Genomic DNA, 19,450 nt, shown 5'->3' on the forward strand with positions numbered 1-19,450 from the left:
ATGCCGTCGATGAGGGAGTGGCGGCAGCCGTACTTGTTGTCGAACTTCGACTTCGTCACCGCGTCGTTGACGTTGATCGCCGGGAACAGCAGCACACCGTCGCGCTGCATCTCGTACAGACGGTGCACACCCGTCGTGGTCTCCTCCGTCACCCCGCGGATCTCCGAGGCGAGCTGGGTCCACTTCCGCGAGCCGTCCGTGATGGTGCGGTGCAGGAGTTCGAGGATGACGCGGTGCTCGTCGCTCTCGGCGGTGTCGACAGAGGGGACCTTGCCGTCCTTCTCGTATTCGACGCCCTTGTGGACGAGGAGGGTGGCGTCACCGCCGTCGTCGAGGATCATGTTCGGGCCGCCGGTGGGCGAGTCCGGCCAGGTCAGCGCCTGCTCCGTGCACCACCAGTACTCCTCCAGCGTCTCGCCCTTCCAGGCGAAGACCGGCACGCCCTGCGGGTCGTCCACCGTGCCGTTCGGGCCGACCGCGATCGCCGCGGCCGCGTGGTCCTGGGTGGAGAAGATGTTGCAGGACGCCCAGCGGACCTGGGCGCCCAGGGCGACCAGGGTCTCGATCAGGACGGCCGTCTGCACCGTCATGTGCAGCGATCCGGTGATGCGCGCGCCGGCGAGCGGCTGCGCCTCGGCGTACTCCTTGCGGATCGCCATCAGGCCCGGCATCTCGTGCTCGGCGAGGGTGATCTCCTTGCGGCCGAACTCGGCCAGGGAGAGGTCGGCGACCTTGAAGTCCTGTCGCTTTTCGACAGTCGTCATTGCGAGCTGCTCCTCGGTTTCGGGTCGAGGGTGTGTACGGCTGGTCTGCGCGGCGGCGGACACAGGGGTGCCCGAAGAGGACACAGGCATGCCCGCGTGCGCGCAGCGCAGTCCGTCGGAGGCCCTCTCTCCCTCGGTCGATCCGCGCTGGGACCGCCCGACCGCCATCAGCAGCGACGTCTGGCTCCGACCCAAGCTACACCGGTCGTCCCGGCTGTCCCCAGTCCGCCTGCGTACAGATCCGGACAAGGGCGGGCGGCTCGACGGAAAAGTGGGGTGGGGGGCTGGGGTGGGTGTGCCTTGGGCGTGGCACGCGCCAGGGCCCGCCGAGCGGTTCGGCGGGCCCTGGTTCGGTCTGTGGGCGGGAGGTCAGTGGTCGGCGGTGCGGGCGGGGCCGCCGGGGGTGGCCTCGGGGTCCGGGCCCTTGGAGGCCTCGGCCTCGCTGTAGATGTCGGGCTCGAGGTAGATGACGCGGGCGATCGGGACGGACTCGCGGATGCGGGCCTCGGCGGCGTTGATGGCGGAGGCGATCTCGCTGGCGGTGTCGTCGTGCTGGACGGCGACCTTGGCGGCGACCAGGAGCTCCTCGGGACCGAGGTGGAGCGTGCGCATGTGGATGATGCCCGTGACCGTGTCGCCGTCGACGAGGGCCTTCTCGATCTTCGTGACCTCTTCGGCGCCCGCGGACTCGCCGAGCAGCAGCGACTTGGTCTCCACGGCCAGGACGATCGCGATCAGGATGAGCAGGACGCCGATGCAGAGCGTGCCGATGCCGTCCCAGACGCCGTCGCCGGTGAGCAGGGCGAGGCCCACGCCGCCCAGGGCCAGGATCAGGCCGACCAGCGCGCCGAGGTCCTCCAGGAGGACGACCGGCAGTTCGGGGGCCTTGGCGTGGCGGACGAACTCCTTCCAGGACTTCTTGCCGCGCAGGGCGTTGGACTCCTTGATGGCGGTGCGGAAGGAGAACGTCTCGGCGATGATCGCGAAGACGAGGACGCCGACCGGCCAGTACCAGTGCTCGATCTCGTGCGGGTGCTTGATCTTCTCGTAGCCCTCGTAGAGCGCGAACATGCCGCCGACCGAGAACAGGATGATCGAGACGAGGAAGGCGTAGATGTAGCGTTCGCGGCCGTAGCCGAACGGGTGCTGGGGAGTCGCCTCGCGCTGGGCCTTCTTGCCGCCGACGAGCAGCAGGCCCTGGTTGCCGGAGTCGGCGAGCGAGTGCACCGACTCGGCCAGCATCGACGACGATCCGCTGAAGAGGAACGCCACGAACTTCGCTGCCGCGATCGCGAGGTTGGCAGCGAGTGCCGCCACGATCGCCTTGGTGCCGCCTGACGCGCTCATGTGTCCGGGATGTCCCTTCGCCTACGCTTTGGTCCGTCGTCGGCCGGGCTTTGCCCGCCTTTTGCAGTGGGCATTGTTGCAGCCCGGTCCGACGTCGGTGAGCCAGGTCTCCCTTCAAGCGTCGCTCAAGCGTGCTCCGGCGCCTTCCGGCGGTCGGTCAGGCGATCACGGTGGCGCGGAAAACCGTGCCGGTTCCGGAGACTTCGGCTTTCTCTCCGGCCGGTACGAAGACGGACTCACCGGGGTCGAGCCGGTGCTCGCCCGCCACTACGGAACCTGCCGTGCACAGCAGGATCTGCGGGGTCGCGCGGGTGAGGTCGTGGGCGGCGGAGCCCTCGGGGAGGACGTAGCGGGAGAGGCGGAACTCGTCGATCGGGGTCTCGTAGACCTCCTCGTCGTCGGGGGACGCCTCGGGGCGCAGGACACCGGGGTCGCTCGCCTCGAAGCGGACGACGCGCAGGAGTTCGGGTACGTCGACGTGCTTCGGGGTGAGGCCGCAGCGCAGGACGTTGTCGGAGTTGGCCATGATCTCGACGCCGAGTCCGTTCAGGTACGCGTGCGGGACGCCCGCGCCGAGGAACAGGGCCTCGCCGGGCTGGAGCCGGACGTGGTTGAGGAGCATGGCGGCGATGACGCCGGGGTCGCCCGGGTAGTGGTGGGCGATGTCGGCGTACGGCGCGTAGGGGCCGCCGAGGCGTTCGCAGGCGGCCGCGGCCTCGGTGACCGTCTGGGTCATCTGCTCGGGGTCGGCCGACAGCACGGCGGTCAGCACCTCGCGCAGGGCGGCCTCTTCGGGGTGGGCGTGCAGCAGGTCGACGTACGGCTTCAGGGAGTCGACATCGAGGCCTGCCAGCAGGTCCGCGGCCTCAGCCGGGTCGCGGAAGCCGCACAGGCCGTCGAACTCCGTGAGGGCGCAGATCAGTTCGGGCTTGTGGTTGGCGTCCTTGTAGTTGCGGTGCCCGGCGTCCACGGGGATGCCGCGGCGCTCCTCGTCCTCGTAACCCTGCTTCGCCTGCTGGAGGTTGGGGTGCACCTGGAGGGAGAGGGGAGCACCGGCGGCGAGGATCTTCAGAAGGAAGGGGAGGCGGGGGCCGAACTTGGCGACTGCCTGGGCTCCCAGTTCCCGCTCCGGGGCCTCGTCGATCACCTCGGTGAGGGGGCCGCGTGCGGTGCGCGAGGGCGCGCCGGGGTGGGCACCCATCCACATCTCCGCCTGCGGTTCGCCGGTCGGCTCCACGCCCAGGAGGTGCGGGATGGCGGTGGTGGAGCCCCAGGCGTAGGGGCGGATGATGTTCTCGAGGCGGTCCATGGGTCCTTGTCCTTCGGTACTGCGGTACTGCGGTACCTCAGTACCGCGCTGCGTACGCTGCTCGGCCCCGTGCTGGTCACGGGGTGCGGGCCCAGCTCACGTCGCCGAAGCGAGGGCGAGGTAAACGGCGGCGAAATCGGTGACGGCGATCAGCTCCGCGAGGGTCTCCAGGTCGCCGCCGGGCTCGGCTTCCAGTTCGCTGATCGCGGTGTCGTGGCTGAGGGCGAGTTCGCGGGCGGCCGGGGCGGCGCTGAGGGCCCCGTTCGCCCGGTCGCGCAGGAGCACCACGCGGGCGTGGAGGGCGGCGGCCTCCTCGACGCGGTCGCGGAAGAAGTCGTCGGGGTCGGCGCCCGCGGCCAGGGCGCCGGAGAGCAGGACCGTGTGGGAGACGAGCGCCTCCGGCAGCTGGGCGGCCAGTGCGGGCCGGCCCGCCAGCTCGGCCAGCGCGGCGGCGAAACGGCGCCCGACGGGGCCCGCGGAAGCGCCCTCGGTCCACAGCAGCGGGAGGGACTCGGAGAGCTCGGCGGCGAGGGTCTTGGCGGGGTTGCTGTAGGTGGCGATGGCCGGGCCGCAGCGCTCGGCGACAAGGTCGAGGCGGTCGGCGACCTTCTCCAGGGCGTCGGGAGGCGCCGTGATCAGGCCGGTGCGGTCCAGCAGCGCCAGCATCGGGGTGAGGAGCGCCCACAGGAGGCCGGGCGCGGTGGCCGCGAGGGCTTCGTCCTGTTCGTACGGGGTGGTCGCCATCGGGACGAAGAGGCCGTGGGCGCCTTCCACCGCCTCGGTGATCGGGGTGCGGGCGGGGGCGACGGCGACGACGGTGCAGCCGCGGCGGTAGGCCTGGTCCACGAGGAGGGAGAGGCCCGCTTCGGTGCCGTCGGGGGTGGCGACCAGGAGGAGGTCGAGGGATCCCACCCAGCCGGGGAGCTCCCAGCGGAGGGCGCCCGCGGCGGGGGCCACGCCGGTGGGCTGCAGACGGGTGACGGGGCAGCCGGAGCCGGCGAGGGCGCCGAGGAGGTCGGCGACGCCCGCGGAGGCGGTGCCGGGGCCGGCGATCAGAACGGCGCGGGGGCGGCCGTCGGGCTTCAGGTCGGGGATGCCGGCCTCGGTGGCGAGGCGGACGGCGGTGCGGACGCGGGCGCCGGCTTCGGCGGCGCCGCGGAGCAGGCCGCGGTGGTCCGCCTCCGCGAGGGCGTCGGGGGTGTCGAGCAGCGATTCGTCGAGCATGGGCGGCAGCCTCCGATCGCCGGGTGCCCTTGTGTTCCCTTGTCGCCTGGGTCTTCTTCTGTCGCCTGGGGTGGTCGCCTGGGTTTTCTTCCGCGTACCCCGCTGTACCCGCTTCCGCGTACCCCGCTTCCGGGGGTGCGTGCTACGCGGGGCGGCGGGCCTCGTCGACGAGGAGTACGGGGATGTCGTCCCGGACGGGGTAGGCGAGGCCGCAGTCCTGGCCCGTGCAGACCAGCTCGGCGTCCTCCTCCTTGAGGGGGGCGTGGCATGCCGGGCAGGCGAGGATCTCCAGGAGGCCGGCTTCGAGCGGCATGGGCGTGTCCTTCCGAACGTGGATGCGGCCTGGTCAGAGTACCGCTGTGGGGCGGGGGGCGCCGGGGCGGGACGGTGGGGCGGGAGGGTGCCCGTGAGGGTTTTCGCCCCCGCCGCCCCTACCCGTCCCATCCCTGGGGCTGCGCCCCAGACCCCCTCGCGGGGAAGTGGGTTGGGGTGGGTGGGTTTGTGCGGGCGGTTGGGAGCTGATCGCGCGGTTCCCCGCGCCCCCGCGGCCTGACGGCCGCATCGGCCGCATCGGCCGCGACGCCTCATCCCCGAGCGCAGGTCACAGCCCGCGCCTCGCCCCCACGGCACTCCCCCGGACCCGCCTCAGCCCCTGATGATCTCCAGTGCCTCGTCCCGTACCTTCGCCATCGTCGCCTCGTCCCTCGCCTCCGCGTTCAGCCTCAGCAGGGGTTCGGTGTTGGACGGGCGTACGTTGAACCACCAGTCGGAGGACGAGACGGTCAGGCCGTCCAGTTCGTCGAGTTCGACGCCCTCGCGGCCCTCGTAGGCGGACTTGATGGCGGCGAGGCGGGCCGCCTGATCGTCCACCGTGGAGTTGATCTCGCCGGAGCCCGCGTAGCGGTCGTACTGGGCGACGAGGGCGGAGAGGGGGCCGTCCTGGCCGCCGAGGGCTGCGAGGACGTGGAGGGCGGCCAGCATGCCCGTGTCGGCGTTCCAGAAGTCGGCGAAGTAGTAGTGCGCGGAGTGCTCGCCTCCGAAGATCGCTCCCGTGCTCGCCATCTCGGCCTTGATGAAGGAGTGGCCCACGCGCGTGCGTACCGGTGTGCCGCCGTTCTCCCTCACGACCTCCGGTACCGACCAGGACGTGATCAGGTTGTGGATGACCGTGCCCTTACCGCCGTGCTTGGCGAGCTCGCGGGAGGCGACGAGCGCGGTGATGGCCGACGGCGAGACCGGGTCGCCGTGCCCGTCGACGACGAAGCAGCGGTCGGCGTCGCCGTCGAAGGCGATTCCCAGGTCGGCGGACTCCTCGCGGACGCGCTTCTGCAGGTCCACGATGTTCGCCGGGTCCAGAGGGTTCGCCTCGTGGTTCGGGAAGGTGCCGTCCAGTTCGAAGTACATCGGGACGAGGTCGAGGGGCAGGCCCGCGAAGACCGTGGGGACCGTGTGGCCTCCCATGCCGTTGCCCGCGTCGACCACGACCTTCAGGGGGCGGATGGAGGTCAGGTCGACGAGGGAGCGGAGGTGGGCCGCGTAGTCCTCCAGCGTGTCGCGCTGGGTGATCGTTCCCGGGGTGGGGGCCGGCTCCGGAGCGCCCGTCTCGCTCCAGCCCTCGACCAGCTCGCGGATCTCGGCGAGGCCCGTGTCCTGGCCGACCGGGGCGGCGCCCGCGCGGCACATCTTGATGCCGTTGTACTGCGCGGGGTTGTGGGAGGCCGTGAACATCGCCCCGGGCAGGTTCAGCGAGCCCGACGCGTAGTACAGCTGGTCCGTCGAGCACAGGCCGATCTCGGTGACGTCCACACCGCGTGCCGCCGCCCCTCGCGCGAAGGCCCGTGACAGCCCGGGAGACGAGGGCCGCATGTCGTGGCCGATCACGATGGCGTCCGCGCCGGTCACCTGGGCGAAGGCCGCTCCGAAGAGCTCGGCCAGTGACTCGTCCCACTGGTCCGGGACCACTCCGCGTACGTCGTACGCCTTGACGATCGTCGACAGATCAGCAGCCACGGCCAACCCTCCTGAAGTCTCATTGGTCACCCCAAACTACCCGCCGAATGTGACAGTCGGCTGTGCGACCTCCGAGGATGTCCGGGGAGTTCGCCGTGCGTTTCCTCCGGGACGCCCCTCTCCTCTCCCGCGTCTCCTCTCCCGCGGGCCCCCGGCCGGTCTCCCGCGGACCCCCGCCGGTCGTTCACGGAAGCATCCAGTCGAGTACGGGCGTGCTCTGGCCCACAACGATCAGGCACATCACCAGGAGCAGCCCGAGGCTCCACGGCAGCACCTTGCGCAGCAGGTCGCCCTCGCGGCCCGCGAGCCCGACCGCCGCGCACGCGATCGTCAGGTTCTGCGGCGAGATCATCTTGCCGAGCACACCGCCGGAACTGTTGGCGGCGGCGAGCAGTTCGGGCGAGAGCCCCGACTCCCGTGCGGCGCTGACCTGGAGGGCGCCGAAGAGGGCGTTGGCCGAGGTGTCCGAGCCGGAGACGGCGACGCCGAACCAGCCCAGGACCGGTGACAGGAAGGCGAGTCCGGCGCCGGCCGCCGCCACGAAGTGGCCGATCGTCGCGGCCTGTCCGGAGAGGTTCATGACGTAGGCGAGGCCGAGTACGGACGTCACCGTGAGGATGGCGAACCGCAGTTCGCGCACGGTCGCCGCCCACTCCCTGACCGCCACGCGCGCGTGGACCCCCAGTACGGCCGCCGTGCCCATCCCCGCGAGGAGCACGAGGGTGCCTCCGGTCGACACGATCGGCCAGGTGAAGACGTTGCCGCCGACCGGCTCGCCGTCCGGGTTCGCGACGTCGAGGAACGGCCAGTCGAAGGTGCGGGTCGCACCGTCCAGCCAGTCCTTCACGACGGGGATCTGGGCGAGGGAGAAGATGGCGACGATCAGCGCGTACGGCGCGTAGGCGCGCACGACCTCGCGCCGTGGGTCCTCCTCGTCCAGGTCCTCGCTGCGCGCGCCGGTCAGGACCGTCGCCCGCACGGGTTCGGCCGCGGGCCTGCGCGCGTGGGGTACGGCGACGAGGGCGGCCGCGCCCAGCAAGGCCGCCCCGATGTCGGCGAGTTGCGCGGAGACGTAGTTGGACGCGACGAACTGGCCGACGGCGAAGGCGGTTCCGCACGCAAGGGCGGGCACCCAGGTCTCCTGCAGCCCGCGCCGCCCGTCCACCAGGCCGACCAGTACGAGCGGCACCACGAGGGCCAGCAACGGCGTCTGACGGCCCACCACGGACGCGACGGTGTCCAGGGGAAGTTCGGTGACCTGGGCGAGCGTGACGACGGGGGTTCCCATGGCGCCGAAGGCGACCGGCGCGGTGTTCGCGACCAGGGCGACCACGGCGGCCCGGACCGGGTCGAAGCCGAGCGCGACGAGCATCACCGAGCAGATGGCGACCGGCGCGCCGAAGCCCGCGAGGGCTTCCAGAAGCGCGCCGAAGCAGAACGCCACGACGAGGGCCTGGATGCGCGGGTCGTCGGAGAGCCGCCCGAACGAGCGGCGCAGGATGTCGAAGTGCCGGGTGCGGACGGTCATCCGGTACACCCAGAGGGCGTTGACCACGATCCACATGATCGGGAAGAGCCCGAAGACGGCGCCCTGCGCGGCGCCGGACAGGGTCTGGCCGACCGGCATGCCGTACGCGAGCCACGCCACGAGGGCGGCTGCCAGAAGGCCGATCAGGCCCGCCCGGTGGGCCTTCATCCGGACGCCGCCGAGCAGGACGAGCACGAGGACGAGCGGCAGGGTCGCGACGAGTGCGGACAGGCCGAGCGAGTCGGCCACGGGTTCCAGTTCCTGGACGTACACGGGCGCCTCCCCGGTTCCGCGATGCGGAAAGCGGTTTCTCACCGGTACCGGAATGGTCGTGTCCGCGACAGCCTGGCGTCAATGTGCGTGCATGGCTCAGTGATGTTCGTGCGGAACTTCTTCGAGGGGTTCCTCAGTTGTCCGGTGACCTCAGCACCCGTAGATGGCCGCGGCGGGCGACCTCCATCGGGTCCGCCGAGCGCCCGCTGCCGCCGGCCTCCGCGGCGCGCTGCTGGGGCCTTGCCGCCTCGCGCACGGCGTTGGCAAGCGCTTCCAGATCGTCGCCGCTGGGCCGGGCCGGGGCGGAGCCGTCGAGGAGACGGACGACCTCCCAGCCGCGTGGGGCGGTGAGGCGCTCGGAGTGCTCGGCGCACAGGTCGTAGCAGTGGGGTTCGGCGTAGGTGGCGAGCGGGCCGAGGACCGCGGTCGAGTCGGCGTAGACGTACGTCAGCGTCGCGACGGCAGGTCGGCCGCAGGCGGTGCGCGAACAGCGACGTACAGGGCTCACGACGTTGGACGGTACCGCACTCTTGAGCGGGCCGCGACGACTCTCCACCAGGTCACTCCACCGTGTCGCGGTGTGAGACGCCCCACAGGCCCCACCGGGCACACCAGTCTGACCAGGGCGGAGACTCGCGTCCGGAATGCCGAACACCCTGAGAACCGATCACAAGCTGACACAAATCCTGCCAATTGCCATGAGGTTGGCGGTCCCGGAGGGATACGGAATCGAGCCCAACCTTGGCTGGAATGGTCAACTGCCGACATGCCGTACGGCGTCCGTGACGGCTCGACGCCGGTCGACGCCGGTCGAGCCGGTGGATGCCGGTCGAGCCGGTGGATGCCGGTCGAGCCGGTCGAGCCGTCGATGCCGGTCGCCGCGTGCTTCCGGCGCCCCGCGTGGGCGTCGGACACCCGCCGCGGCCGGGGACTACGCTTCGTAGGTGATGGACAACCCCGTACCGCCCCGTGCCGCCGCACCCGGGCCCCGCCGCCGTGACCGGCATGGCAGGGGCATGCGTGGCCCCGTCGCGCCGCCTCAGGTCCCTCTCGCGGCCAGTCGTGCCGAGGTGTTCGCGGACCTCGTGCAGGACTCCGTGGAGCGTCTCGAACGGCGCTGGCCGCAGCTCGCCGACATCGACTTCCTCGTTCTCGAGGTGCCGCGGCTCGACGGGCCGCGGGAGGCCTGGAACGACGAGGCGGTGCCGCTTGGGGGCACGGTTCCCGCGCGGGAGGGGCGGCCCGCGCGTGTCGTGGTGTACCGGCGGCCTGTGGAGATCCGTACCAAGGGGCGGGAGGAGCGGGCCGCGCTGGTTCATGAGGTGGTGGTGGAGCAGGTGGCCGAGATTCTGGGGCTTACGCCGGAGACGGTCGATCCTCGGTATGGGGAGGATTGACGGGGGGTGACCGGGGGGAGTGACGGCTGCTGCGGGTTTGTTCCCTCGGGGGATCGCCCCCGCCGCCCCTACCCATTCCCGTCCCCTGGGGCTGTGCCCCAGACCCCCTTTGGCCTGCATCGTTGTTCGGTGCGGGTTTGTTGTGGCTTGTCGCGCAGTTCCCCGCGCCCCTGAAAAACCGCGCAGTGCCCCGCGCCCCTGAAAGACCGCGCAGATCCCCGCGCCCCTGAAAGACCGCGCAGGTCCCCCCGCGCCCCTAAAGGGCACTTCGCCTACACCTCTGCCCCTACCTCTGCAGTACCGACAGGTCCTGTTCCGCGTTCGGGACCGCTACCGTGCCTCGGTCGTCCTGGAGGGGCTGGATGGTGAAGCCGGAGGTGCCGTTGGCTGTGGATTCGAGCATGCGGGAGGCGTAGACGGGGCCGCCGGAGACCGGTTCGACCGTGAGGGCGTAGGTGCCCTTCAGGCCGCTGGGGACGGGTGCGGCGACGTTCTCGGTCGTGCCGGACTTGATCGTGTACGTCTTGGTCACCGCCGTGCCGCCCTCGCTGCCCGCCGATGCCGTGACCTTGACCTCGGCGGTGCGGCCCGGCGCGGTGAGGGCGAGGGTGACGCCCTTGGAGCGGTTGTCGGCGACGCTCGCGCGCTGGCCCACCGTCCGGCTCCCCGGAATGAACGCCGTCTCCTGTTTGGCTCCCTTGCCCCGCACCACCCGCACCGCGGCCACCACGGGCACGGAGTCGTCCGTGGGCGTCAGCGACAAGGACCCCGCCTCGCCCCGCGTGACGTCGCCGAGGTCCACGGCCGCCGTCATGCCGGCCTTCACGTGCAGCGTCTCGTTGCCGGCGGGAGTGATCGTCCCCGAGGGCGAGGTGAGCCGGAGCTTCAGGTCGGCGTCCCGCTCACCGGGCGCGAAGGCCACCAGGCGCACGGAGGTCGCGTCCTTCGGAATGCCGGGGATCACCACGCTCGCCGCGGGGTCGGCCGCAGGGGCCAGCCAGTCGCCGCCCACCTTGTCGTCCAGCGCCTGGACGGCCGCGGCGACCCGGCCGCTGCGCACGCTCACGTGCACGGTCAGGTTGGTCTCCGGCTGGTCCGTGAGCGTGGACAGCAGCACCGGCTCGCTGGAGTGCGGCTTGACCGTGATGCCCTCCCCCACGGTCGTCTTGAGGGCGCCGTCCTTGCCGTACAGCTCGATGTCGACGACGGCGGCGGAGTCGTCCGGGTTCGTCAGGTGGACGTAGTCGGTGCGGTCGGCGGCCGTGCTGGCTCCCGGGAACCAGAACTCGGTGTCCGGGGCGGTGCAGTTGGTGCCGAGCAGACCGCGTCCGGTGCCCGCTGCGACCTCGGTGGTCTCCTGGACGGTCCAGCCGGGCGCGAACGTGCCCTCGGCGAGACCGATCAGCGCGGGTGCCTCGGCTCCGTCGGCGCTGCCGGTGGCGGGCTTGCCGGGCTCCTTGGGCTCGACGACGGGCTTCGCGGCCTTGCCGGTCTGCTTCTTGCCGCCGTCACCACCGTCGTCCGCGGACTCCTCGCCCGCCGCCGCCAGTTCGGCCTTCCCCTTGTCCCCCGTCCCCTTCGTGACCGGCGTGAACGACGTGTACGCGGTCTCCGCGACGTCCGACGTGCTCGGCTGGGGGCACAGCAGGCTCGTGCGCTCCACGGGCAGCTGGGCCGCCGCCTTGGCCGTGCCGTCGCCGGAGGCGTCGGGCGCGGTGAGCGCGGCGAAGCCGGTGACGGCGGCGAGCGCGGTCGCGCCGGCGATCAGGGACAAGGTCGTGCGATTCACTGCTGGCTCCCGTCGGGGCGCTCACTGTCGGGGCGTTGCGACGGGTCGTACGTCGCGTCGTAGCCCTGGGTGTACGTCTGGTCGTACGACTCGGTCGTGCCCCCGTAGGCGTACGGGTCGTACTGGCCGCCCTGGTGGGCGCCCGTCTGGTACGGGTCCGCCTGGTAGGTCTGGTCGTACGTGCCCGCGGGGTACTGCTGGGAGCCCTGGTAGGGGTCGTGTCCGTAGGTGTTGTAGCCGGCGCCGGTGTAGCTCTGGTTGTCCCATGCGCCGTAGGACTGCTGCTGCGGGACGGCGGCCGCCGCCGGGGCCTCCTGCGGAGGAGGAGGGGTCGACGCGGTCTCGTCCGTGCCGGCCGCGCTCTCGGCCTCGGCCTGGGCGCGCAGGCGGCGGGCGCGGCGGCCGTCTCCGGCGGTCGCCTGCGCGGGGACGACCGGCTCCTCGGGAAGGTCGTCGTCGACGTCGCGGCGGCGGCCCGGCAGGGCGAGGACCACGAGGACGACGGCGAGCGCGCCCTGTGCCCACAGCCAGCCGGTGTGGCTCACGGGGGCCTCGTAGGTGACGTCCAGCCTCCCGCCGTTCGGGGGGAGTTCGAAGCCCTGGGCCCAGCCGTCGACGGTGGTGCCGGTGAGCGGCCTGCCGTCCAGGGTGGCGGTCCAGCCCGGGTCGGCGGTGTCGGCGAGGCGGAGCGTGCGGCCCGATCCGCCGTCGGGGACGGTGGTGTGGATGTCGACGGGTCCGGCCGCGATGGGCTGCGGGTCGCCGGAGCCGGACACGATGGTGGCGCGGGCGACCTGCCGGTCCACGCGCCACAGGGCGCTGCCGTCCTGCTGGCTGAGCCGGGTGAGGCCCGGTGTGGCGTCGAGGACGCGGCTGATCTCGCGCGGCGCACCCTTGCGGACGAGGACGTAGCGCACGGCGAACCCGCCGAGTTCGTCGGCCTGGTCGGCGCCGGAGCCCGCGACGAGGTTGGCGACGACCTTGTCGAGCAGCTTGTTCTCGCCGCCCGCCGCCGCGAGTTCGGCGTCGCCCATGCGGGCGCCGGAGCCGCGGACGAGGGTGTAGCCGACCTCGGCGCCGGAGTCGCTGTCGAGGACCAGGGTGCGGGCCTGGTCGCGCGTGCCGCTCTCCTCGGCGACGAACGCGGGTACCTGGACCGGGTCGCGCCGCTCCAGGGGCCCGTCGGCGCCGCGGATCATCCACCCGGCGGCGACGAGCAGCGGGCCGGCCGCCGTGGCGAACGCGATGAGCGCGGCCACCGGCTGGCGCCAGCCGAAGCTCTGCTCGGCCACGCGTGAGCGCGCCCCGTCGGCACCGAGCGCGGCGGCGGCCAGCAGGGCGAGACCGTAGACGAGGGTCGCGGGCCCGGCCCAGGTGGAGCCGTTCGAGAGGGCGGCGAAGACGAGCGCGACGAGGGCGGCCGTCCAGGCGGTCCAGATGGGCAGTTGCCGCTCGGAGCGCAGCAGGGCGGCGAGGGCGGCCAGCACGACGCCGGCGAGCATCAGCCCGCTGACCGTGCCGGGCCCGCCGGGGCTGGCGCCGAGGAGGTCGGTGGCGGAGGCCGTGCTCGCCCCGTACTCCAGGCCGGCTTCCGTGAAGAAGCCGAACGGCAGCAGCGTCAGCGACCAGGGGGCGAGGATCAGCAGCGGAGTGCCGAGCTGGGCGAGGAAGCGCAGACCGTAGGCGGTGATGTCGCCGCGGCGCAGCACGAGGAGTCCGACGCCGAGGAGCAGGGCGATGGGCCACACGATCGGGGTGAAAGCGGTGGCGATGGTCAGCAGCAGCGCGTACGCCCAGGTGGCCCGCCAACTGCCGCGGGTGCCCGAGGTGTTCGCGAGGCCGCTGGCCGCGGCGCCCGCGCGTGCGATGAGGGGCAGCAGGACCGCGAGGACGGCGGTGCCGATGCGGCCGCCGGCGAGCGCGCCGGTGACGGCGGGCAGGAAGGCATAGGCGACGGCCGCCCACGCGCGCAGCAGCCGCGACTCGACGAGGGGCCGTGAGGCGAAGTACGCGGTGAACCCGGCGAGCGGCACGGAGGCCACGAGCAGCACGGTGACAGCGAGCCCGGTGGAGCCCAGCAGCAGCGAGGCGAGCAGGGCGACGAGCGCGAGGTACGGCGGCGCGGCCTGGGTGTCGCCCGCGCCCACCGGGTGCCAGGCGTCGAGGTAGCGCGCCCACAGCTCGGAGGAGTCGGCGGGCGCGGGCAGCAGCGCGCCGCCCGCGAGGGCCTGCCCGCCGAGCAGTTCACGGCAGGCGACGAGCGAGACGAGCAGGAGGACGGCGAAGAGTACGGGCCCCGGCTTGCGGGCGACGCGCTTGAGCCGGGCGAACTGTTCGACCTGCAGGAAGTCGGCGTCGTCGCCGCCGGGCCCGGACTCGACGGCGCCGCCGTGCCGGCCCGCGGAGGAGGACTCGGGGTCGGAGCGGCCCATCAGGTTGCCGGCGACCTGTTCGACGGTGGCCCGGACGGTCGCGCCGGGCGGTGGGAACAGGGCGCGCAGTTCGCCCTTGTCGATCCGGGGGCTGCCGCGTCTGCGGCGGCCGGCGATGATCCGCTCCGGACGGAGCAGCGTGCCCAGAAGGCCCCGGGTCTCGTCGACGGCCTGTCCGGGGACCTTGCCGACGAGGTAGGCGAGGGTCCGCAGCAGGGTGCCGAGCACGATCCGGACCAGCACCCACGGCAGCTGTGCCGTACGGGCGTTGACGAGCAGGGTGTAGACGGCGCCGGCCTTGTCGACCATGTGCGGCGAGGCGGCGCTGCGGCCCACGCAGTCGACGGTGCGGCGCTCCCGGGAGGCCGCCTCGGCGTGCCGTACGACCGCTTCGGGGGCGACGAGGACGCGGTGCCCGGCGGCGGTGGCGCGCCAGCACAGGTCGACGTCGTCACGCATCAGGGGCAGGCGCCGGTCGAAGCCGCCGAGCTGTTCGAAGACGTCGCGGCGGATGAGCATGCCGGCGGTGGAGACGGCGAGGGTGGGCTTGACGTGGTCGTGCTGCCCCTGGTCCTGCTCGCGGCGGTCCAGGCCGGTCCAGCGGCGGCCGGAGTTGGCGATGGTGACGCCGACCTCGAGGAGCTGGCGGCGGTCGTACCAGCCGCGGAGCTTGGGGCCGACGACGGCGATGTCCTCGTCCCGGCCGAGCTCCCGCTCGTTCTCGACGACCCTCAGCAGCTGGGCGAGCGCGTCCGGTTCGGGGGCGCAGTCGTCGTGCAGCAGCCACAGCCACTGGACCGGCTCACCGTGCGGGAGCTCCGGCATGTCGTAGGCGTCGTCGCGCCAGGTGCGGGTGACCGGGTCCCAGCCGCTGGGGCGCTTGAGGTAGGGCAGGTCGTCCGGGGTGAGCTCACCGGCGGTGCGGTTGACCTCGTCGACGGCCTGGCCGAAACCGGTGCGCCGGGCGAGATGGAGGACCCGGTCGGCGCCGAGGGCGTCGGTGAGCAACCGGGCGGAGTCGTCCGCGCTGCCGGTGTCGGCCGCCATGGCGTTCTGTACGGGGCGCTCCTGGCCGAGGAGCCCCGCGAGCGCGTCGGGCAGCCAGCGGGCGCCGTCGTGGGCGACGAGCACCGCGGTCACCACGTGGCGTGGGAACTCTGGAGTGGCAGCGTCGTGGTGGGCTGCCGGGTGGCTGTGCACGGACATCGAGGTACGGGCCCCGGTTCGCTGGACTGCGGTCGACGCCTGTGTCCTGCGGGGACAGCGGGACGTCTCGGACGAGCGACCACACTAACGGCTGGGCAGCGGGACGGCCCGCCGCCTGTGGACAACCCACCGGCGACGGGCCGATCGTTACGTGAGGTGTGTGCTGTTTGGTCAGCGGTGCTCACGCGCGTGCGTGGCTGGTTGTGGCCGGTTCCGGTCGGTGCGGCGTCCGCGGACGGCTGTTCCCGGAGGACAGCTGTTGCCGGAGGACAGCCGCTCTCAGACCGCCGCCTTCTTCAGCCGCCGGCGCTCGCGCTCCGACAGGCCGCCCCAGATGCCGAAGCGCTCGTCGTTGGCGAGTGCGTATTCGAGGCACTCGGAGCGGACCTCGCAGGCGAGGCAGACCTTCTTGGCCTCGCGGGTCGACCCGCCCTTCTCGGGGAAGAAGGACTCGGGATCGGTCTGGGCGCAGAGCGCGCGCTCCTGCCAGCCGAGTTCCTCGTCCGCGTCGTCGACCAGCAGTTGCTGCACGAGCTCGGTCATGTGCGCCCCTCGTCTGTCTTTCGCGTCCCCGTGGTGCCTGCCGTTACCGATTTCGGCTGAACGACACGAGTGAAATTACAAGTGTGCTGCTACGGGCGAGTCAAGCCGGAATCTGCTAATGAGCCCCTTATTCACTCTCCGGAACCAAGGGTATGCGGAAAGTGTTCAAATCGGCATAAACCCTGACAGCAGGCAGGGGTCCGGGGTGCGTCTCCCTCCCATACGGGAAAGGACGTCCAGAAGTTCGATCCCGTTGCGGTTCGAACCTCGAAGCCACGGGTTTCCCGTCCGGATGCCGGCACCTGCCACCGGATCCGTACGGCCGGTGCTGCGCCAGGTGTCCCGAAGAGCGCCCGCACAAACCTTTCACCGGCCAGATGGACCGGATGAGGTGAAACACCTCCCACCTGCCGGGCGTCAAGTTGACAGTCGGCGTGTGAACCGGTGTCCTTGTGGGCATGCTCGCGAACTTGGCACTCACCTCGACCCGCTCCGCCGGGTTCCTCGGTGCTGCCCGCGCTCGCTGTAGCTGTTGCTGTTCCAGCTGTTGAGCCAGACGCGCTCCGGCTGCCCTTGAGCCCCGACAGGGCTCGGCTGCTGTTCCCTCCGCCCGTACCAGGGCGCCCACCCCCACGCCCGTGACCCGGGCGACGGTCTTCGACACCCAGCCGTCCCCCACACTTCCGCCGAGGAACCACCCCACCCATGAACAGCGACAGCGACATCCAGATCGCCGGCGACCTCCTCGAAGTCCCGCACCTCCTGCAGGCCCCGCGCGAGCACCCGGTCACCGTGGCCGAGTTCGCCGGTCTCGCCCGTTCCATCGCCGCCGACCGCTCCCAGTGGGAGCACCTCGTCCAGTACGACGCGACATCCCGCTGGTACCACCGGCTGCGCACCGGGCCGGGCTACGAGGTGTGGCTGCTGTCCTGGGTGCCCGGGCAGGGGAGCGGGCCGCACGGCCATGGCGACTCCTCCGGCGTGCTCACCGTCCTCGACGGCGCCCTGACCGAGCGCACCGAGCGCGGCACGCGCGCCCTGGGCGCCGGCGCGCAGCGGGTGTTCGCGCCCGGGTACGTGCACGAGGTGGTGAACGACGCGCTGGAGCCGGCGGTCAGTCTGCACGTGTACTACCCGGCGCTGACGGAGATGCCGATGCACAGGTCCGCCTGCACGGCCGAGGAGTCGTACGCGGCGGTGGACACGGTCACGGCCTGAGGCGCCGGGGGCAGGGCGTCGGGGGTATGAGGTCCCGGTGTCCCACCCGCCTGCGAGACTTGGCCTCATGCGCATTGTGGTTCTGGCAGGCGGCATCGGTGGTGCCCGGTTCCTGCGTGGTCTGAAGCGGGCCGCGCCGGACGCGGACATCACCGTCATCGGCAACACCGGGGACGACATCCACCTCTTCGGGCTGAAGGTCTGCCCGGACCTCGACACGGTGATGTACACGCTCGGCGGCGGTATCAACGAGGACCAGGGCTGGGGCCGGGCCGACGAGACCTTCCACCTCAAGGAGGAGCTCACGGCCTACGGGGTCGGGCCGGACTGGTTCGGGCTGGGGGACCGGGACTTCGCCACGCACATCGTGCGCACCCAGATGCTGGGCGCCGGCTACCCGCTGAGCGCCGTCACCGAGGCCCTGTGCGACCGGTGGAAGCCCGGCGTGCGGCTCATCCCGATGTCCGACGACCGCATCGAGACCCATGTCGCCGTCACGCTGCCCGACAGCGGCGCCACCCCGGACCCCGGCGAGCGCAAGGCGATCCACTTCCAGGAGTACTGGGTGCGGCTGCGGGCCTCCGTACCGGCCGAGGCGATCGTGCCGGTGGGCGCGGAGCAGGCCAAGCCCGCCCCCGGTGTCCTGGAGGCCATCGCCGAGGCGGACGTGGTGCTCTTCCCGCCGTCCAACCCCGTCGTGTCCATCGGCACGATCCTCGCCGTGCCCGGCATCCGCGAGGGGATCGCCGAGGCCGGAGTGCCCGTCGTCGGCCTCTCCCCCATCGTCGGGGACGCACCCGTGCGGGGCATGGCCGACAAGGTGCTGGCCGCCGTCGGCGTCGAGTCCACCGCGGCGGCCGTCGCCGAGCACTACGGATCGGGGCTGCTGGACGGGTGGCTGGTCGACACGGTGGACACGGGTGCGGTGGAGCGCGTCGAGGCCGCCGGAATCCGGTGCCGGGCGGTACCGCTGATGATGACGGACCTGGACGCCACGGCACAGATGGCCCGCGAGGCACTGACGCTGGCGGAGGAGGTGCGGGGCGCTTGAGCAGCGAGTCGTCGACAGGTACGGGCAGCGACGTGACGGGCGCCGCTCCCGGTTACCGCGTGTGGGCCGTTCCGGGGCTGCCCGAGGTGCGGCAGGGCGACGACCTCGCCAAGCTGATCGCCGCCGCCGAGCCGGGGCTCGCCGACGGGGACGTTCTCCTCGTCACCTCGAAGATCGTGTCCAAGGCCGAGGGCCGGGTCGTCGAGGCCACCGACCGCGAGGCCGCGATCGACGCCGAGACAGTACGGGTCGTGGCGCGCCGCGGGCCCCTGAGGATCGTCGAGAACCGGCAGGGGCTGATCATGGCGGCCGCCGGGGTCGACGCCTCCAACACCCCTCCCGGGACCGTGCTGTTGCTGCCCGAGGACCCGGACGCGTCCGCGCGGGCCATCCGCGAGGGGCTGCGGGACGCCCTCGGTGTCGACGTCGGCGTCCTCGTCACCGACACGTTCGGGCGACCGTGGCGCACGGGGCTGACGGACGTCGCCATCGGTGCCGCGGGCGTGCGCGTACTCGACGATCTGCGGGGCGGGGCCGACGCGCACGGCAACCCGCTCAGCGCGACCGTCGTCGCGACCGCCGACGAGCTGGCCGCCGCCGGGGACCTGGTGAAGGGCAAGGCGGCGGGGCTGCCCGTCGCCGTGGCACGCGGGCTGGCGCAGGTGGTGGTGGCCGGGGAGGACGGCGACGGAGCGCGGGCGATGGTGCGCGGCGCGCGGGACGACATGTTCCGGCTCGGGACGTCGGAGGCCGTACGGGAGGCGGTGACCCAGCGGCGCACCGTACGGGCGTTCACCGACGAGCCCGTCGATCCCGGTGCCGTACGGCGTGCCGTGGCCGCGGCCGTCACCGCGCCGGCGCCGCACCACACCACTCCGTGGCGGTTCGTGCTGCTGGAGTCCCAGGAGTCGCGCGTCCGGCTGCTGGACGCCATGCGGGACGCGTGGATCGCGGATCTGCGGCGGGACGGGAAGTCGGAGGAGTCCATAGCCAAGCGGGTGCGCCGGGGGGACGTGCTGCGGAACGCGCCGTACCTGGTGGTGCCGTGTCTGGTGATGGACGGGTCCCATGCGTACGGTGACGCGCGGCGGGACGGGGCCGAGCGGGAGATGTTCGTGGTCGCCGCCGGAGCCGGGGTGCAGAACTTCCTGGTGGCGCTGGCCGGTGAGCGGCTGGGCTCCGCGTGGGTGTCGTCGACGATGTTCTGCCGGGATGTCGTACGGGAGGTGCTGGGGCTGCCGGAGGAGTGGGATCCGATGGGTGCCGTGGCGGTGGGCCACGCGGCGGAGGAGCCGAGGGCGCGGCCGGAGCGGGACGCGGGGGCCTTCATCGAGGTGCGGTGAACGTGGTGGACTGAGC

15 protein-coding genes are annotated in these 19,450 nt (G+C 72.4%); 4 read left to right on the forward strand and 11 right to left on the reverse strand.

Going from position 1 to position 19,450, the window contains the following annotated elements; translation table 11 throughout:
- From ACZ49J_RS23430 to ACZ49J_RS23465, 8 genes are all read right to left on the reverse strand, one after another.
- Window positions 1–764: adenosylhomocysteinase (locus ACZ49J_RS23430; protein ID WP_467452760.1), on the reverse strand; the 764-nt coding region annotated here is incomplete at its 3' end.
- 369 nt (window positions 765–1,133) lie between these two features.
- Window positions 1,134–2,111 carry a cation diffusion facilitator family transporter gene (locus tag ACZ49J_RS23435; protein WP_467452759.1) on the reverse strand — a complete coding sequence of 326 codons (978 nt, stop codon included), beginning with the start codon at window positions 2,109–2,111 and terminating at the stop codon, window positions 1,134–1,136.
- Between the two features lie 157 nt (window positions 2,112–2,268).
- On the reverse strand, window positions 2,269–3,420 hold the full coding sequence (gene manA, locus ACZ49J_RS23440; RefSeq protein ID WP_467452756.1) for a mannose-6-phosphate isomerase, class I: 1,152 nt from the start codon (window positions 3,418–3,420) through the stop codon (window positions 2,269–2,271).
- A 96-nt stretch (window positions 3,421–3,516) separates the two neighbouring features.
- Window positions 3,517–4,644 carry an SIS domain-containing protein gene (locus ACZ49J_RS23445; RefSeq protein ID WP_467452754.1) on the reverse strand — a complete coding sequence of 376 codons (1,128 nt, stop codon included), beginning with the start codon at window positions 4,642–4,644 and terminating at the stop codon, window positions 3,517–3,519.
- A 142-nt stretch (window positions 4,645–4,786) separates the two neighbouring features.
- Entirely contained in the window at window positions 4,787–4,957 is a 171-nt protein-coding gene (locus ACZ49J_RS23450) for a Trm112 family protein (protein ID WP_467452753.1), read from the reverse strand.
- A 332-nt stretch (window positions 4,958–5,289) separates the two neighbouring features.
- Window positions 5,290–6,654 carry a phosphomannomutase/phosphoglucomutase gene (locus ACZ49J_RS23455; protein ID WP_467452752.1) on the reverse strand — a complete coding sequence of 455 codons (1,365 nt, stop codon included), beginning with the start codon at window positions 6,652–6,654 and terminating at the stop codon, window positions 5,290–5,292.
- Between the two features lie 184 nt (window positions 6,655–6,838).
- Complete coding sequence (locus tag ACZ49J_RS23460) at window positions 6,839–8,455, reverse strand: L-lactate permease (protein WP_467452751.1); 1,617 nt, start codon at window positions 8,453–8,455, stop codon at window positions 6,839–6,841.
- A gap of 133 nt (window positions 8,456–8,588) precedes the next feature.
- Window positions 8,589–9,011, reverse strand: a complete 423-nt coding sequence (locus ACZ49J_RS23465) for a DUF3499 domain-containing protein (protein ID WP_134042683.1) — start codon at window positions 9,009–9,011, stop codon at window positions 8,589–8,591.
- 514 nt (window positions 9,012–9,525) lie between these two features.
- Here ACZ49J_RS23465 and ACZ49J_RS23470 point away from each other — a divergent pair.
- Entirely contained in the window at window positions 9,526–9,852 is a 327-nt protein-coding gene (locus ACZ49J_RS23470; protein ID WP_468350095.1) for a metallopeptidase family protein, read from the forward strand.
- A 286-nt stretch (window positions 9,853–10,138) separates the two neighbouring features.
- On the opposite strand, the gene ACZ49J_RS23475 is transcribed toward ACZ49J_RS23470, so the two are convergent.
- The 3 genes from ACZ49J_RS23475 to ACZ49J_RS23485 all read right to left on the reverse strand — a co-directional run bounded on the left by ACZ49J_RS23475 (window position 10,139) and on the right by ACZ49J_RS23485 (window position 15,822).
- A complete protein-coding gene (locus tag ACZ49J_RS23475; RefSeq protein ID WP_467452750.1) occupies window positions 10,139–11,641 on the reverse strand; it encodes a DUF5719 family protein in 1,503 nt (500 codons plus the stop codon).
- Entirely contained in the window at window positions 11,638–15,279 is a 3,642-nt protein-coding gene (locus tag ACZ49J_RS23480) for a glycosyltransferase family 2 protein (protein ID WP_467452749.1), read from the reverse strand. The genes ACZ49J_RS23475 and ACZ49J_RS23480 overlap by 4 nt, the downstream gene beginning before the upstream one ends.
- A 279-nt stretch (window positions 15,280–15,558) precedes the next feature.
- Window positions 15,559–15,822, reverse strand: a complete 264-nt coding sequence (locus ACZ49J_RS23485) for a WhiB family transcriptional regulator (RefSeq protein ID WP_003975777.1) — start codon at window positions 15,820–15,822, stop codon at window positions 15,559–15,561.
- A 705-nt stretch (window positions 15,823–16,527) separates the two neighbouring features.
- Here ACZ49J_RS23485 and ACZ49J_RS23490 point away from each other — a divergent pair.
- The 3 genes from ACZ49J_RS23490 to ACZ49J_RS23500 all read left to right on the forward strand — a co-directional run bounded on the left by ACZ49J_RS23490 (window position 16,528) and on the right by ACZ49J_RS23500 (window position 19,434).
- Window positions 16,528–17,040, forward strand: coding sequence for a cysteine dioxygenase (locus ACZ49J_RS23490; RefSeq protein WP_467452747.1), 513 nt, complete (start codon window positions 16,528–16,530; stop codon window positions 17,038–17,040).
- A gap of 67 nt (window positions 17,041–17,107) precedes the next feature.
- On the forward strand, window positions 17,108–18,091 hold the full coding sequence (gene cofD / locus ACZ49J_RS23495; RefSeq protein WP_467452745.1) for a 2-phospho-L-lactate transferase: 984 nt from the start codon (window positions 17,108–17,110) through the stop codon (window positions 18,089–18,091).
- Window positions 18,088–19,434: a coenzyme F420-0:L-glutamate ligase gene (locus tag ACZ49J_RS23500; RefSeq protein WP_467452743.1), complete on the forward strand. Its 1,347-nt coding sequence runs from the start codon at window positions 18,088–18,090 to the stop codon at window positions 19,432–19,434. The genes cofD and ACZ49J_RS23500 overlap by 4 nt, the downstream gene beginning before the upstream one ends.
- The last annotated feature ends 16 nt before the right edge of the window (window positions 19,435–19,450 follow it).

The organism is Streptomyces sp. NPDC030840 (assembly GCF_055572015.1).